Source organism: Neisseria sp. 83E34 (genome assembly GCF_001308015.1).
In the GTDB taxonomy this organism is placed as follows: Bacteria; Pseudomonadota; Gammaproteobacteria; order Burkholderiales; family Neisseriaceae; genus Neisseria.
Window position 1 is genome coordinate 66,832 of record NZ_LGYH01000002.1, and the last position, 13,943, is coordinate 80,774.

A 13,943-nucleotide genomic window follows, 5' to 3' on the forward strand; every position below is an offset into this window, starting at 1 on the left:
GCCGCGCTCCTAAGTGTTTAAATGGAAATGGTGGCGCACCACGTTTTTGAAGCGTTTAACCACTTGCAGCGCTTCTTTGAGCAAGTCGCGCTCAAGCGTGGTGAGACTTTGCAAATCCACTTGGTTCGGCTCGGTAACATGGCCGTTATGCATGCCCAAAAGTCCGGCCTTGAGGCGCATTTCCATCAGATAGCGCAGCGCTTCGGCCACATCTTTGGCCAGATGTTCGTCGATAACGTTCATATGAGCCAGCTTTTGCAGGCGGTCGAACGTGCCGGTATCTTCGATACGCGCTTCCAGCGCCAGCGCCCGTACACCGTGCACCACCGGGAAAAGCCCCATTTTCTTGATGTCCATTTTTTCTTGGCGGTCGCGTCGCAAGAGCTGCGAGAAAAAGCCTTGTTCGTGGCTGTCGAATTGTTCTACCGCGCGGGCAAACGTCATCAGCATGCCCACATCGTTGCCTAAATATTTGCGCAAATGCGCGTTTACTTCCGACAGCAGTGAGGCATCACCCGCCACGGCTTTGGCGTCAATGAAAATCGCCAAATTCATCATGGAAGCAGGGCTTGGCGAGCGCGCCCAGCCGGCAACCATGCTTTTGAACTCAGTGACAGGTTTGCGCCATTCCGGATTGTTAACCATGATTTTGCCTTTGCAAGGCGGATAACCCAGCCGGGAAAGCGTGTCTGAAAATTGTTCGGCGGCGGCAGCGGCTTCAGCTTGGTCAAACCCTTCCCGCAGAATCAGCGCATTATCCTGGTCGGTTTTCAATACTTGTTCGCCGCGCCCTTCCGAACCCATCACAATCAGACAGGAATTCTCATATAAAGCAGGCGAAGCAATCAGCCGCCAGGCTTTTTCAAACAGGCTGGAGTTTAATACCTGCATCAGTTGCGCCAATTGCGGCGCACGCACGCCGTTTTTACGCAGTGCGCGGATGGATTCGGTCATCTGCTGCGCAATGCCTACCAAGTCATCAATGCTGTCGGCACGCTCCAAACGCTGGGCTACCAAATGGCTGTGGTTAGACACATAAGCCAATACGTCTATCTGCTCCAGCGAGCCGATCACTTCGCCGTTTTCGGTAACCACCACCCGCTGGATATAAAACTCCATCATGCGCAATAAGGCGTTAAACACGAAATCGTCGATGTCCACGCTGATTAAATCAAACGTCGTCCATTTATGCACCGCTTCGCTTGAAGGGATGCCGTCAATCAAAATATTGCGGAACATCGACTCTGTAAACAGCCCCACGCGGCCTTCATGGCGGATAAGCAGCGATTTGGTTTTGCCTTCTTTCATGGCAACGGCTGCTTCTAAAATGCTGGCATTTCCGTCCAACCAAACGCTGTTTTGGCGGTAAGCATCGCGTACGCGGGCGGTAAACAGGCTGGCGAACTCTTCCTCGCTCTTGTTGCCCGACAAACTGGCCAGTTTTTCCGCTACCGATGCATAAAAATAAGCGCCGAATTGGGCATTGGATTCCACCAGCTCGGTTACCACTTTTTTCGGAATCAGATAAACCAAGGCTTCTTCCGCCACCACAAACTGATTCTGGCTGACGCCTTCCACCAGTGCACGCGCTTCAAACGTATCATGCGCGTGATACAGCGCCACTATTTCCCCGTCCCTATTGATTTCTTTGATTAAGCCTTTGATTACCACATATAAATGCTCAATCGGCTGCTGCGGCTCGATAATACAGGCGTCTTCATCGAAAAACGCAATATCCACAGCTTCCTGCAAAATGCGCCGCTGCTGGCTGCTCAGGCTGTCGTAGGGGGCATAGCCGAAGTCGAAACGCTCCATGGTTTTCTCCTTGTTTCCTTTTTATATTCAGGATTTTGGTTATGGTGTGCAGATTATTATGCCATGTTTTCAGCATAAATAAATGCCTGTCTGAAACCGGCTTCAGACAGGCATAGAGATTATGATAAATAAACTTAACTTGTGCGCCCGTTATTGCTGCCCTTTATCAAAAATAAGTTTATTTGTTATAGGGATACACCGGAAAGCTGGAAATGAATAAAGCCTGCTGAACATCAGCAGGCTTCGATTTCGTTTCACTGGTGGAGGTAAGCGGGATCGAACCGCTGACCTCTTGCATGCCATGCAAGCGCTCTACCAACTGAGCTATACCCCCGGAATTTGGTGGCGAATCAGGGACTCGAACCCCGGACACAAGGATTATGATTCCTCTGCTCTAACCAACTGAGCTAATTCGCCTTGTTTGAGAGGCCGTAATTTAATGGTTTGCTTGTATTTTGTCAAACAGTATTTTAGTGGGATTTTGTTATTGTTTGATTTTATTGAAAATAATGCCTGTCTGAAAGCGCGGTAAAGATTTTTCAGACAGGCATATTTTTTATGAACAAGCGGCTTACAGTTTGTGACAAATATCACCGAAAGCAAAACCTTGCCAGTCCACATCAATGCCGCGCCCGAATGCGATGACTTTGAATAATTCGCCCATTTCGTGCTGCGCGGTTAGTTTGTGCAGATTGGCTGCTTCGCGGATGTATTCGGGTGAATCGGTTTTTTGCGGTGGAAATGTTGCGGCCAATAATTCGGTAATGCCCAAATTCAACAGAAACGCGGCTTGCGTGGTATAGCCGATAAGGTCGAGGCCGGCATCGGTACCGGCTTGGGCGATGTCGGTAAAGTTAACGTGAGCGGTCAGGTCGGTGAGGCCGATGTTGAAAAAAGGATCGTGAATGCTGTGGTGGCGGTAGTGGCCGATCAGCGTGCCTTCGTTGCGTTGCGGGTGGTAATACTGGGCGGCATCGAAGCCGTAATCAATCAGGATAATGCCGCCACACGCCAAACGGTCGCCCAGCGTGCGCACAAATGCGTATTGCTCCGGGTGCAGCTCGCTGGTGTAGCCTTCTTGCGGCGGAATGTATTGCTCGGCGGCAGCTTGCAGGCCGGGGTGTTCAAGCGGTTGGGGTGTAAGCGTGAAATGCCTGTCTGAAAGGCTGACGCCGAGGCGTTGGTAATGTTGGCTGCTATATCGCACGAGTTCGCATGGCATAGCATCCAGCACTTCGTTGCCGATGACGATTCCGTTGAATTGTTCGGGCAGGCAGCTGAGGTGGGTAACTTTGCCGACATGTTCGGGAGCAACTGTAGCGATGTGCTGTTTTTGGCGCTCCGCAAGCTCGGGTGAAAGTTCGATGATGTAGTAGTGCGAGAGGGTTTCGGCGCAGTTTTGCAGCAAGGTAGCTGCCAAGTCGCCCGTGCCTGCGCCGAATTCGTAAAGATTGCCTTCGGTTTGCGGTAAAAGGGTGTTGAGTTGTCGGGCGAGTGTCTGCCCGAATAGCGGGGTGAGGGTGGGGGCGGTGATGAAGTCGCCGGCTGCACCGATTTTGTGGGCGCCGCCGGTGTAATAGCCGTATTTTTGGGCGTAGAGCGCCAGTTGCATGAAGCGTGAAAACGGAATCCAGCCGTTTTGGGCTTGGATTTCTTCGCGGATCATGGTTTGCAGTTGTTCGCTGGCGGCAGCCGCTTCTGCGGATGGTGGCGGAAGTGTTGTTTTCATATTGTTATATTTTGTAAAAATAAGAGTGTTTGTTCTTATTATAACGTGTGAAGCTGTTTGCTGTGTATGCCCCGCTGATTAGCCTTTTCAGACAGGCATTTTGCCTATGTGTAAGTGTTTGTTGGGTTTTTCATGCGGGGTTGGCGTGTAAGGATAGAGTATGTGTCAGTAATGAAAGGTAAGTGCTTGTCTGAGCGGTTGTTTTTTTGGATTGTATGCGTTTGACCAATAAGAAGATTTTTTTTATAGTGTCACAAAGTGGGGTAAAGTGTATTAAAGTGCACCAAAATCCCAAAAGAATATTATTCCGACCTCAGGAGGAAGCATTTTGTTTGGCGGCGTTCATGAATTAAGCATAGACAGCAAAGGGCGGTTGGCGATTCCTGCCAAGTTCCGCGAGCTTTTGCTGCGCCGCTATACGCCTTCTGTGGTGGTTACGTTGGATTCGCGCAGCCGCATGCTGATTTATCCCGAAAGTGTTTGGGAAGGTGTGGCGGCGCAGCTTTTGGCTTTGCCCGTGGCCGGGAAACCTGTGTTGCAGCGTTATCAAAACCTGCTTTTGCACAATGCCGATACTTTGGAGTTGGATGGCGCCGGCCGCATCCTGCTGCCTGCCAACCTGAGAAAACGCGTTGATTTCGATAAAGAAGTTACCTTGGTCGGTCGCGCCAACCGCTTGGAGCTTTGGGGTCGCGAGCATTGGGAGGCTGAAATGGAGCAGGCTTTGGATGCCGATCCTGAAGATCTGGAAATGGAATTGGCGCAAACGGATTTGCAGCTATGACGGAGCAGGCGGCATTCCAGCATGTAACCGTTTTGCTGAACGAGGCGGTGGATGCTTTGGCAGTTCGTGAAAACGGCATTTATGTAGACGGTACTTTCGGCAGGGGAGGGCATTCCCGTCTGATTTTGTCGAAGCTGGGTGAGGCGGGCCGTTTGGTGGTGTTTGATAAAGACCCGCAGGCAATTGCTGTGGCGCTGGTGCTGGCGGAGCATGATAAGCGTGTGAGCGTGGTGCATGATGGTTTTGCCACGTTTCAGACAGCCTTGAATGAATTGGGCATAAATAAAATAGACGGCGCTCTGTTTGATTTGGGTATTTCTTCTCCGCAAATTGACGATGGTACGCGCGGTTTCAGCTTCCGTTATGACGCGCCGCTGGATATGCGGATGGATACGACGCGGGGTATATCGGCTGCCGAATGGATTGCGGTGGCCCAAGAGCAAGAATTACATGAGGTGATTAAGAATTATGGTGAAGAGCGGTTTAGTCGCCAGATTGCGCGCGCCATTGTTTCGCAACGCGAGGAAAGCCCTATTGATACAACCGGCAAGCTGGCGAAACTCGTGGCACAAGCCGTCCGTACTCGTGAGCGCGGTCAAGATCCGGCGACCCGGACATTCCAAGCCGTTCGGATTTTCATCAACCGTGAGCTTGAAGAAGTAAAAGCGGTGCTGCCGCAAGTGGTAGCAAGATTAAATGAAGGCGGCAGGCTGGCGGTGATTGCGTTTCACTCGTTGGAAGACCGTATCGTGAAGCAGTTTATCAAGCAGTATTCCACTCATGCGCCGCTGCCTAAATGGGCTGCGATAAGGGAAGCGGATTTACCGCAGCCGCCTTTGAAGGCAATCGGTAAGGCTGTTAAGCCTTCTGATGAAGAAATCAGAATGAATCCCCGCGCGCGCTCTGCGGTGTTGCGTGTGGCGGAGCGCACAAGCGGTGTGTTTGAACAAGATGTATAAAATCAGGGCAGGTGCTATGCCTGTCTGAAAAAGTTGCTATGAATAAGTTGAATATTTTGCTGCTGGCATTGGCTTTGGTATCCGGCGTGTCAGTGGTAACCGTGCAAAACCAGTCGCGACAGTATTTTATCGCGCTGGATAAAGCGCAGAAGCAGAAAACGGTGCTGGAGCAGGAATATGCCCGTTTGAAATTCGAGCAGGCCAAGTTGGCGAACCACCAGCTAATTAAGGTGGCGGCAAAAGAACAAAATCTCCGTCCGCCCGCTCAAGAGGATACGCAGATCGTGGAAGTAAAATAATTTAGAGAATAGTTGCATGTTAATCAAAAACGAATATAAACCCAAAATGCTGGCCAAACAGCCTAAGGTGCCGAAAGGAGTCGGCACCAACGGGCGTATCCTGTTTGTGCTTGGCGGTTTGGCAGTGGCTTTCGTGGCCTTAATCGGCCGGGGCGTTTATCTGCAAACCAGCGAACATGCTTTTCTGAAAGATCAGGGGGATCGCCGTTTTGTGCGTACAGTTGCGCTTACGGCTTCACGGGGCATGATTTCCGATAGAAACGGCGCCACGCTTGCTTTGAGTGCACCTACGGAATCACTGTATGCTATTCCTTCTGTAATGGATGAGATGCCGACTAATGCGCAAATCATCAAACTAGCGAAATTGTTAGGTGTGCCTGAAAGCGAAGTTGAGGAAAAGCTGTCGAAAAAAGATAAAGACTTCGTATATATCAAGCGCCAGCTGCCGCATGAAGTAGCCAAGCAGATAGAAGATTTGGGGATTAAAGGTTTGGCATTCCAAAAAGAAGCCAAGCGTCAATACCCTATGGGTAATCTGTTTGCGCATGTAATTGGTTTTACCAATATCGACGGCAAAGGCCAGGAAGGCTTGGAACTTTCGCGCGAAGAAGAATTGCGCGGCGTTAACGGCGCCAAAGTGGTTTTGCGCGATAACAAAGGCAATATTGTCGATAGCTTGGATTCCCCGCGCAACAGTGACCCGAAAAACGGCAATGATTTGGTTTTGTCACTCGACCAGCGTATCCAAACGCTTGCCTATGATGAGTTGAACAAAGCCATTGATCATCACAATGCCAAAGCCGGCAGCGCAGTTGTGCTGGATGCCAAAACCGGTGAAATTCTCGCTTTGGTCAACAGCCCCGCTTATGATCCGAACCGCCCCGGCCAGGCGAGCAGTGAGCAGCGCCGCAACCGCGCGGTAACCGATATGATTGAACCAGGTTCGACTATGAAACCTTTCCCAATTGCGAAAGCCATTGATTCGGGCAAAGTAAATGAAACATCTTGGTTCAACACGCATCCTTATTCAATCGGCGGTAACGTGGTGCGCGATACCCATGTGTATGCGGCCTTGAACCTACGCGGCATTATGCAGAAATCTTCCAACGTAGGCACCAGTAAACTTTCGGCCATGTTCAGCCCGCAGGAAATGTATGAGTTTTACAGCAGCGTAGGCATTGGCAAACGCATGCATTCGGGTTTCCCGGGGGAAACCGCCGGTATTTTGCATAACTGGAAACGCTGGCAGCCGTTTAGTCAGGCAACTATGTCGTTCGGCTACGGATTGCAAACCAGCCTCTTGCAGCTTGCCCGCTCGTATACCGTGTTTACCACTGATGGCCGCTTATTACCCATCAGCTTTGAGAAGCAGTTGATGGCGCCGAAGGGTGAGCAGGTGATTAAGCCTGAAACCGCAGCTTTGATGCGTAAAATCATGGTTTCCGTAACCGAGCCGGGCGGCACGGGTACGGCCGGTTCGGTAGAAGGTTTTAACGTGGCAGCGAAAACCGGTACGGCGCGCAAACTGGTTAACGGTCGTTATGCCAGCGACAAGCATATGGCAACTTTCGTTGGTTTCGCGCCTGCGGAAAATCCTCGTGTGATTGTGGCTGTGAACGTGGATGAGCCGACTAAAAACGGCTATTACGGCGGCACGGTTGCCGGCCCGGTATTCAAAAGTGTTATGTCTGGCAGTCTGAATATTTTAGGGGTGGCGCCTACCAAGCAGCTGACTAACACCACCACCATTCATGTTGCCCAAAAATCAAATTAAACCGCATGATTTAAATAGAATAAGAGAAGTATTAATATGTTCAGCGACTTGGTTCCTTTAGCTGAAACCGACTTACCGCCCTTGCTGTGTGAAAACGCAGCAGGGCGTTTGTTGCATTCAGACAGCCGTAAAATCAAACAAGGCGACATTTTCATTGCCTGTCAGGGCGAATACACCGACGGGCGCGAGTATATCCCCGCTGCCGTTGCCAACGGCGCGGCTTTTGTTTTTTGGGACGACGACGGTAAATTCGCGTGGAATCCCGAATGGAACGTGCCGAATCAGGGTATTGCCGATTTGAGTCACAGAGCAGGCATCGTAGCGGCCGAAGTGTACGGCAATCTTTCAGACGGCCTCAAAGTTTGGGGCGTAACCGGCACCAACGGCAAAACCTCGGTTACCCAATGGCTGGCGCAGGCGGCTGATTTGCTGAATGAAAAATGCGCCATCATCGGCACGGTCGGCAACGGTTTCTGGGGCGAATTGCAGGAAGCCACCCACACCACGCCCGATCCCGTATCCGTGCAAACCCTGTTGCACCGGTTTAAACAGCAAGGCGCAAAAGCCGTGGCGATGGAAGTGTCCAGCCACGGCCTCGATCAATTCCGCGTGAACGGCGTGCCTTTTCAGACGGCCGTGTTCACCAACCTCACCCGCGACCATCTCGACTATCACGGCAGCATGGAATCCTACGGCGAAATCAAATCCCGCCTGTTTTACTGGCAAGGTTTGAAGCACGCCGTGATTAATGTGGACGACCCGTTCGGCGCAGCATTAACAGGCCGTCTGAAAAAAGAACGCCCCGAATTAAAAGTGTACGGCTACGGCTTTTCAGAACAGGCCGACATCCGCATCACTCATTTTGCCGCCTCTTCAGACGGCATGGCCGTGCAGCTCGACACTCCGTGGGGCAGCGGCGAAGTCAAAACCCGCCTGCTCGGCCGCTTTAATGCCCAAAACCTCGCTTCATGCGTCGGCGTATTGTGTGCCGACGGTTATTCTTTAGCGCAAGTGTTGGACGTGCTTGCTCAAATCCGCCCCGCCACCGGCCGTATGGACTGCATCATGAACCCCGGCAAGCCGCTTGTCGTAGTTGATTACGCCCACACCCCCGATGCCCTTGAAAAAGCACTCGCCACCTTGCAGGAAATCAAACCGCAAGGCGCAAACCTGTGGTGCGTGTTCGGCTGTGGCGGCAACCGCGACAAAGGCAAACGCCCGCTGATGGGCGCGGCTGCCGTTGCCGGCGCGGATAAAGTGGTCGTTACCAGCGACAACCCGCGCATGGAAGAGCCTGCCGACATCATCAACGACATCCTGCCCGCCGTTCCCCAGCCCGAACACGTCGAAACAGATCGCCGCCTAGCCATCGAATACGCGGTTAAACACGCCGCCGCCAACGACATCATCCTGATTGCCGGCAAAGGCCATGAAACCTATCAGGACGTGCAGGGTCAGAAGCATTATTTTTCCGATTTTGACGAAGCACAAAAAGCGTTGGCGGGAAGATAATTTTAGCGAAGCTCACAAAGTTCGCTTTCAGACGGCCTTAGTATGGGCGTATTTCAAATGCCTGTCTGAAAAGGCCGTCTGAACAATAAAAATATTTAAAACTCACTAAACAAAACAGAAAGGAAAACGTATGGGTATTTATCGTTGCAACAAATGTGGACATTTGGCAGAACATGCTTGGCAGCCGAATATGGCGGAAGTAGGTTGTCCTAAATGTCATGCACCCAATAAGGTTTATGACACTTTGTTTTTTGTTCAAAAACTTTTAGAGCGTTATTTTGCGGTAAATCGGGAGTTGCAGGCTTTAAAAATCCAAGAGCAGGAATCCACAGAAGAACATAATCAGCAACAAGCACAGCAGGCGGAACATGAGCAAAGTAATTTATTGATAGGTGTTAACCTTGCTGCCACCGATGTATTAGCTACGGCAGAACAGCACGAGCCGCTGAAACAATGGTTTTTTAAGCAAAATATTGTGCCTGCATTTGATTATTCCGCAGTGGATATGAGCGGTTATTTCGATGAGGCTGCAGCAGAAATCGGCGATAAATACCACATTACCAAAGACATTTTAGGGCGTATCGGATGGGCATACCGCAACAGCCATACCGGCATCAACATTGATGTCGGCAAAATGGCGCAAAAAGATGCGCAATTAATCAATAATTTGTGCCGTCAGTTTTACAGCCATACATTGTTTGCGAAATATTTTTATCAAAAACAGGAAAAAGTTATCCGGTTGAATTTACAAAAAGCCGCGGCCATCAAACATTTCTTTAGCGGTGGTTGGCTGGAGTGGTACGTTTTGGGAAAAATGCTGACTGAGGCCAAGCAGCGGGGTAAAACCTATACTTTTTCTTGTGCTCGCAATGTAAAAATCAAGTTTGGCAATGAAGATATTTATGAGTTGGATGTGGTTTTAATGCCGCTTGGGCAGCCACCGTTGATTATTGAATGCAAGTCGGGCGAATTCCGCAAAGACATTGAAAAATACGTCCGTTTGAAAAAACGGCTAAACCTGCCTGCCGAGCGGTTTATCGTATTGGCAACGGATTTGGAAGCTACCCAAGCCGCCGCCTTAAGCAGTATGTATGAATTAACGTTTGCTACGCCGAAAACGTTAATGAAACATATACGGGAAACCATGTAGTAAGACAGGCAACTTTTTCAGACGACCTCCTTACCGCAGAAAGGCCGTCTGAATAAAAAGAAAGGATGTTGACCAAATGATGTCGAAGTACACCGGCCGGATATTGTGCATTATCTGCTTAATCTTTGTATGGGGTTGCCAAACCAAACACGCCCCGCGGCCAACCCAAGAATTAGCCGCATTAAGATCTATGCCTGCGCCCACCGAGCAAAGCCTGATCAACCCCGTGAAAGGCCACTCTTTCGACGACAGTTGGCATGCACCGCGCAGCGGCGGTCGTAAACACGAGGGTGTGGATATTTTCGCCAAAACAGGCACGCCGGTACGTAGTACCACTGCAGGCATTGTTACCAAACTCGGCAAAAACCGCTTGGGCGGCAAAGTGGTCGGCATACAAGGCCCGGGTGCGTGGCATTACTACGCTCATTTGGACAAATTCGCCGGCCGCAAACTCTACCGCCGCGTGAAAGCAGGCGAAGTGATTGGTTATGTGGGCGATACGGGCAACGCTAAAAAAACACGGCCGCATCTGCATTACGGTGTTTATTTGCCAAGCGGAGCGGTGAATCCTTATCCGTTGATCGATCAGGGTAGATAGGCCGTCTGAAATAACAAATACTGCTTATAGTTAAATCAAATATATGAATAATAATGAAGAAAACAAATATATTGAGTTGAAGCCTTGGCGTGATTTCTCAGATTTGGTAAGACTTTTGCAAAGTAGGGGAATGAATGTACCGGATGCTGTGAGGGCAGAAAAGTATTTGAGTCGGATAGGTTATTACCGGTTGAGTGGATATTTTCATGTTTTTCGAAAGTGGGATGATTCACAAAGCAAGCTGTTGGACGATTTTTCTGAAGAAAGTGATTTTGAAACGGTATTGTCGCTGTATTTGTTTGATAAAAAACTGCGCTTTTCAGCTTTGGACGCACTTGAAAGGATCGAAACGGCTATTAAGGTGGATATAGTTCATCTTTTGGGAGAGCGTGATCCGATGGCACATACCAATCCTGATTGCCTGCATGGTAATTTTACAAAACGGCAAAATAAAAATAGCGGCAAAACAGGCCATGAAGAATGGTTGGAACGGTTTGAAAAGTTAGTATGCCAAGCCAAAAAAGGGATTTGCTGCTACTCAAGCACAATATGGAAAAATATGGCTGCCTGCCGATTTGGGTGGCAAGCTGTTTATGGGATTTCGGTGCGATGACTTGGCTGTACGGCGGATTGAAGCATGATGATAAAAACAAGATTGCTCGAAAATATGGTGCAGTAAACGGAGATATTTTTGCACAATGGCTGAACAGCTTAAATGAAATACGTAATATTGCAGCCCATCACGACCGTTTGTGGAACATTAAAATTTCGCGTTCTTCCGCACCGATAACCCAAGACCAATACTGGAAACAAATTGATAGCAAACAACCTTTTTTCTATTTTTGCATTATGCAGAAAATGATGAAAATACTTTGCCCCAATTCAAATTGGTCTGTGAGATTTGATGATTTAATGCGTGAATTTCCCGACAGTAAGGAAAACAGTAGAGTGAGTTTGACCAAGTTCGGTTTGCTTGAGAATTACAAAGAATGGGATTTATGGCAAAAATAAAAACCGCCGCGTACACAATTTTGTGCAGAGGCGACGGTCATGTCATTTCTGATAATACACAAAAGTACTTATCTAATCAATGAAAAAGTGTTTATAAAAGTGTGAAGTGCCGACAGGCTTAATAAAGAAAACTGAAAAACAACATGAAACCCTTAAACCTAAACTTCATCTGCCAAACCCTCAACCTGCCGATGCCGTCTGACAACCAAACCGTCAAACGCATCGTTACTGACAGCCGCGACATTCAAAGCGGCGATGTCTTTTTCGCATTGGCGGGCGAACGCTTCGATGCGCATGACTTTGTGGCAGACGTATTGGCAAAAGGCGCGGCCGCAGCCGTGGTGTCGCGTGAAGACTGTGCCGCGTTGCCGGGTGCGTTGAAAGTGGCCGATACGCTCAAAGCCCTGCAAGATTTGGCGCACGCGTGGCGGGAAAATATCCATCCGTTTGTGTTCGGCATCACCGGTTCGTCCGGCAAAACCACCGTCAAAGAAATGCTGGCTGCCGTGTTGCGCCACCGCTTTGGCGAAGCAGCCGTGCTGGCGACGGCGGGCAATTTCAACAACCATATCGGCCTGCCGCTGACTCTGCTCAAACTCACGTCTGCGCACCGCTATGCCGTGATTGAAATGGGGATGAACCATTTCGGCGAGTTGGCCGAACTCACACGCATTGCCAAGCCCGATGTGGCTTTGGTCAACAACGCCCTGCGCGCCCATGTCGGCTGCGGCTTCGACGGCGTGGGCGATATTGCCAAAGCAAAAAGTGAGATTTACCAAGGGCTGGATTCAGACGGCCTCGCCCTGATTCCCTGCCAAGACCCGAATGCCGCTGTTTTTCAAGCCGCAACACAAGGCTTAAAATACCAAACTTTCGGCGCGGAAGAGGGCGGTATCCACGCGGAAAATATCGTGTTGAACCCGCTTTCCTGCGAATTTGATTTGGTGTGCGGCGGAGAGCGCGCCGCTGTCAAACTGCCCGTGCCCGGCAAACACAATGTCCACAACGCCGTGGCTGCCGCCGCGCTCGCCCAAGCTGCCGGATTGAGCCTGCAAGAAATTTCAGACGGCCTCGCCGGTTTTGCCAACATCAAAGGCCGTCTGAATATCAAAAAAGGCATCAAAGGCACAACCGTGCTCGACGATACCTACAATGCCAACCCCGACAGTATGAAAGCCGCTATCGACGTGCTCGCCCAACTCCCCGCCCCGCGCGTGTTTGTGATGGGCGATATGGGCGAACTCGGCGAAGACGAAGCCGCCGCCATGCACGCCGAAGTAGGCGCATACGCCCGCAGCAAAGGCATCGAAGCGGCCTATTTTGTCGGCAACGACAGCGCGCACGCAGCGGAAACCTTCGGCGGCAACGGCCTGTGGTTCGCCGACAAAGACCCGCTGATTCAAGTGCTGGCGCACGATTTGCCGCAAGGAGCGAATGTGTTGGTGAAAGGCTCGCGCTTTATGAAGATGGAAGAAGTGGTTGAGGCGTTGTTGAATGAGAGTAAATAAGAAGTAAGCAATTTTTAGTTATTTATTACTTTGACTATATTTACATAGGGAGTGTTTTATGGAAGAAACTGTTGAAATTTTAGTTAGCGATTCAAGCTGAAGGCATATGGGGTCTCAATTTGGGCATGTTGCAGTTGATATTGACGGAACTGTTTATGGAAGAGCGGTTAGTATTTGGAGTGTTAATCATAAAGTTAGCTATATCTTAAGACAGCAGGTAAATATGCGTAGGGACACTTGGGGTTATACACTTGCTGTTACCAAAGCAGAAAAAGATGCAATTTTAAACGAGATACAAAAGCAGAGAAAAGAGAATAAGCCATACAATTTAATTGATAATAGTTGCTCTTCCGCCATGGTAAATGTATTTGGTGTAACCGACATTCTTATTGTTGACCCGCGTTGGAGTTTTGGTGGGATGCTCTCGCCATCAGACATAATGGATGGCTTAAATAAATCTCCTCGAGTAATTAAAAGAAGGATTTATCCTAAAAAATGAAAAAATATTTTTGTATGGCATTTTTCCTGTTGAGTGCGTGCCATTCACAAGAAATCAAAGTAAAAGCTTTAAGAAATGTACCCGGATATAACAGTACGGATGCTGCTTACAGTATATCTGATACGGGTGAGGTGGACTTGTCAACTGTAGATTTCATGATACCCAAAGGAAGTATCTGTTTTTTAGGTAATGAAAAATATGGAAAAACAGACCGTTTCGTAGAAATTCGTTGTGAAAACGGTTTAACAGGGCTGATTATCGAAGATGAAGCTTTTACGCCTTTGGATGAATAGGTAATTAAATTC

The 13,943-nt window shown here is 49.4% G+C and carries 14 protein-coding genes and 2 tRNA genes; 12 read left to right on the forward strand and 4 right to left on the reverse strand.

Annotation, left to right across the window (positions count from 1 at the left end; all coding sequences use genetic code 11):
- Positions 1–9: 9 nt before the first annotated feature.
- The 4 genes from AKG09_RS02590 to AKG09_RS02605 form a co-directional block, all read right to left on the reverse strand.
- Positions 10–1,815: a DUF294 nucleotidyltransferase-like domain-containing protein gene (locus AKG09_RS02590; RefSeq protein ID WP_054617937.1), complete on the reverse strand. Its 1,806-nt coding sequence runs from the start codon at positions 1,813–1,815 to the stop codon at positions 10–12.
- Positions 1,816–2,073: 258 nt separating this feature from the next.
- Positions 2,074–2,149, reverse strand: a tRNA-Ala gene (locus AKG09_RS02595).
- Positions 2,150–2,155: 6 nt separating this feature from the next.
- Positions 2,156–2,232, reverse strand: a tRNA-Met gene (locus AKG09_RS02600).
- A gap of 154 nt (positions 2,233–2,386) precedes the next feature.
- Positions 2,387–3,544 carry a class I SAM-dependent methyltransferase gene (locus tag AKG09_RS02605; protein ID WP_054617938.1) on the reverse strand — a complete coding sequence of 386 codons (1,158 nt, stop codon included), beginning with the start codon at positions 3,542–3,544 and terminating at the stop codon, positions 2,387–2,389.
- Positions 3,545–3,872: 328 nt separating this feature from the next.
- On the opposite strand from AKG09_RS02605, the gene mraZ reads away from it, so the two are divergent.
- From mraZ to AKG09_RS02660, 12 genes are all read left to right on the forward strand, one after another.
- Positions 3,873–4,328: a division/cell wall cluster transcriptional repressor MraZ gene (gene mraZ / locus AKG09_RS02610; RefSeq protein WP_009115447.1), complete on the forward strand. Its 456-nt coding sequence runs from the start codon at positions 3,873–3,875 to the stop codon at positions 4,326–4,328.
- Entirely contained in the window at positions 4,325–5,287 is a 963-nt protein-coding gene (gene rsmH, locus AKG09_RS02615) for a 16S rRNA (cytosine(1402)-N(4))-methyltransferase RsmH (RefSeq protein WP_054617939.1), read from the forward strand. The genes mraZ and rsmH overlap by 4 nt, the downstream gene beginning before the upstream one ends.
- A 38-nt stretch (positions 5,288–5,325) precedes the next feature.
- Positions 5,326–5,586, forward strand: coding sequence for a cell division protein FtsL (gene ftsL / locus AKG09_RS02620; RefSeq protein WP_009115449.1), 261 nt, complete (start codon positions 5,326–5,328; stop codon positions 5,584–5,586).
- A 16-nt stretch (positions 5,587–5,602) separates the two neighbouring features.
- Entirely contained in the window at positions 5,603–7,360 is a 1,758-nt protein-coding gene (locus AKG09_RS02625; RefSeq protein ID WP_054617940.1) for a penicillin-binding protein 2, read from the forward strand.
- Positions 7,361–7,396: 36 nt separating this feature from the next.
- Entirely contained in the window at positions 7,397–8,872 is a 1,476-nt protein-coding gene (locus AKG09_RS02630) for a UDP-N-acetylmuramoyl-L-alanyl-D-glutamate--2,6-diaminopimelate ligase (RefSeq protein ID WP_054617941.1), read from the forward strand.
- A gap of 130 nt (positions 8,873–9,002) precedes the next feature.
- Positions 9,003–10,022, forward strand: coding sequence for a zinc ribbon domain-containing protein (locus AKG09_RS02635; RefSeq protein WP_054617942.1), 1,020 nt, complete (start codon positions 9,003–9,005; stop codon positions 10,020–10,022).
- 76 nt (positions 10,023–10,098) lie between these two features.
- Positions 10,099–10,620, forward strand: a complete 522-nt coding sequence (locus AKG09_RS02640) for a M23 family metallopeptidase (protein ID WP_197272099.1) — start codon at positions 10,099–10,101, stop codon at positions 10,618–10,620.
- Positions 10,621–10,663: 43 nt separating this feature from the next.
- Positions 10,664–11,233 carry an Abi family protein gene (locus AKG09_RS12315; protein ID WP_197272100.1) on the forward strand — a complete coding sequence of 190 codons (570 nt, stop codon included), beginning with the start codon at positions 10,664–10,666 and terminating at the stop codon, positions 11,231–11,233.
- Complete coding sequence (locus AKG09_RS12320; protein ID WP_197272101.1) at positions 11,170–11,631, forward strand: Abi family protein; 462 nt, start codon at positions 11,170–11,172, stop codon at positions 11,629–11,631. The genes AKG09_RS12315 and AKG09_RS12320 overlap by 64 nt, the downstream gene beginning before the upstream one ends.
- A gap of 143 nt (positions 11,632–11,774) precedes the next feature.
- On the forward strand, positions 11,775–13,139 hold the full coding sequence (gene murF / locus AKG09_RS02650) for a UDP-N-acetylmuramoyl-tripeptide--D-alanyl-D-alanine ligase (protein WP_054617943.1): 1,365 nt from the start codon (positions 11,775–11,777) through the stop codon (positions 13,137–13,139).
- A 106-nt stretch (positions 13,140–13,245) separates the two neighbouring features.
- Positions 13,246–13,638, forward strand: a complete 393-nt coding sequence (locus AKG09_RS02655) for a DUF4105 domain-containing protein (protein WP_054617944.1) — start codon at positions 13,246–13,248, stop codon at positions 13,636–13,638.
- Positions 13,635–13,931 (forward strand): hypothetical protein, encoded by a 297-nt coding sequence (locus AKG09_RS02660; protein WP_054617945.1) that lies wholly within the window; start codon positions 13,635–13,637, stop codon positions 13,929–13,931. The genes AKG09_RS02655 and AKG09_RS02660 overlap by 4 nt, the downstream gene beginning before the upstream one ends.
- Positions 13,932–13,943 lie beyond the last annotated feature (12 nt).

Coding starts and splice junctions, on each gene's coding strand:
- AKG09_RS02590 (WP_054617937.1), bottom strand. CDS start 1,815: ATGGAGCGTTTCGACTTCGGCTATGCCCCCTACGACAGCCTGAGCAGC.
- AKG09_RS02605 (WP_054617938.1), bottom strand. CDS start 3,544: ATGAAAACAACACTTCCGCCACCATCCGCAGAAGCGGCTGCCGCCAGC.
- rsmH (WP_054617939.1), top strand. CDS start 4,325: ATGACGGAGCAGGCGGCATTCCAGCATGTAACCGTTTTGCTGAACGAG.
- ftsL (WP_009115449.1), top strand. CDS start 5,326: ATGAATAAGTTGAATATTTTGCTGCTGGCATTGGCTTTGGTATCCGGC.
- AKG09_RS02625 (WP_054617940.1), top strand. CDS start 5,603: ATGTTAATCAAAAACGAATATAAACCCAAAATGCTGGCCAAACAGCCT.
- AKG09_RS02630 (WP_054617941.1), top strand. CDS start 7,397: ATGTTCAGCGACTTGGTTCCTTTAGCTGAAACCGACTTACCGCCCTTG.
- AKG09_RS02635 (WP_054617942.1), top strand. CDS start 9,003: ATGGGTATTTATCGTTGCAACAAATGTGGACATTTGGCAGAACATGCT.
- AKG09_RS02640 (WP_197272099.1), top strand. CDS start 10,099: ATGATGTCGAAGTACACCGGCCGGATATTGTGCATTATCTGCTTAATC.
- AKG09_RS12315 (WP_197272100.1), top strand. CDS start 10,664: ATGAATAATAATGAAGAAAACAAATATATTGAGTTGAAGCCTTGGCGT.
- AKG09_RS12320 (WP_197272101.1), top strand. CDS start 11,170: ATGGAAAAATATGGCTGCCTGCCGATTTGGGTGGCAAGCTGTTTATGG.
- murF (WP_054617943.1), top strand. CDS start 11,775: ATGAAACCCTTAAACCTAAACTTCATCTGCCAAACCCTCAACCTGCCG.
- AKG09_RS02655 (WP_054617944.1), top strand. CDS start 13,246: ATGGGGTCTCAATTTGGGCATGTTGCAGTTGATATTGACGGAACTGTT.
- AKG09_RS02660 (WP_054617945.1), top strand. CDS start 13,635: ATGAAAAAATATTTTTGTATGGCATTTTTCCTGTTGAGTGCGTGCCAT.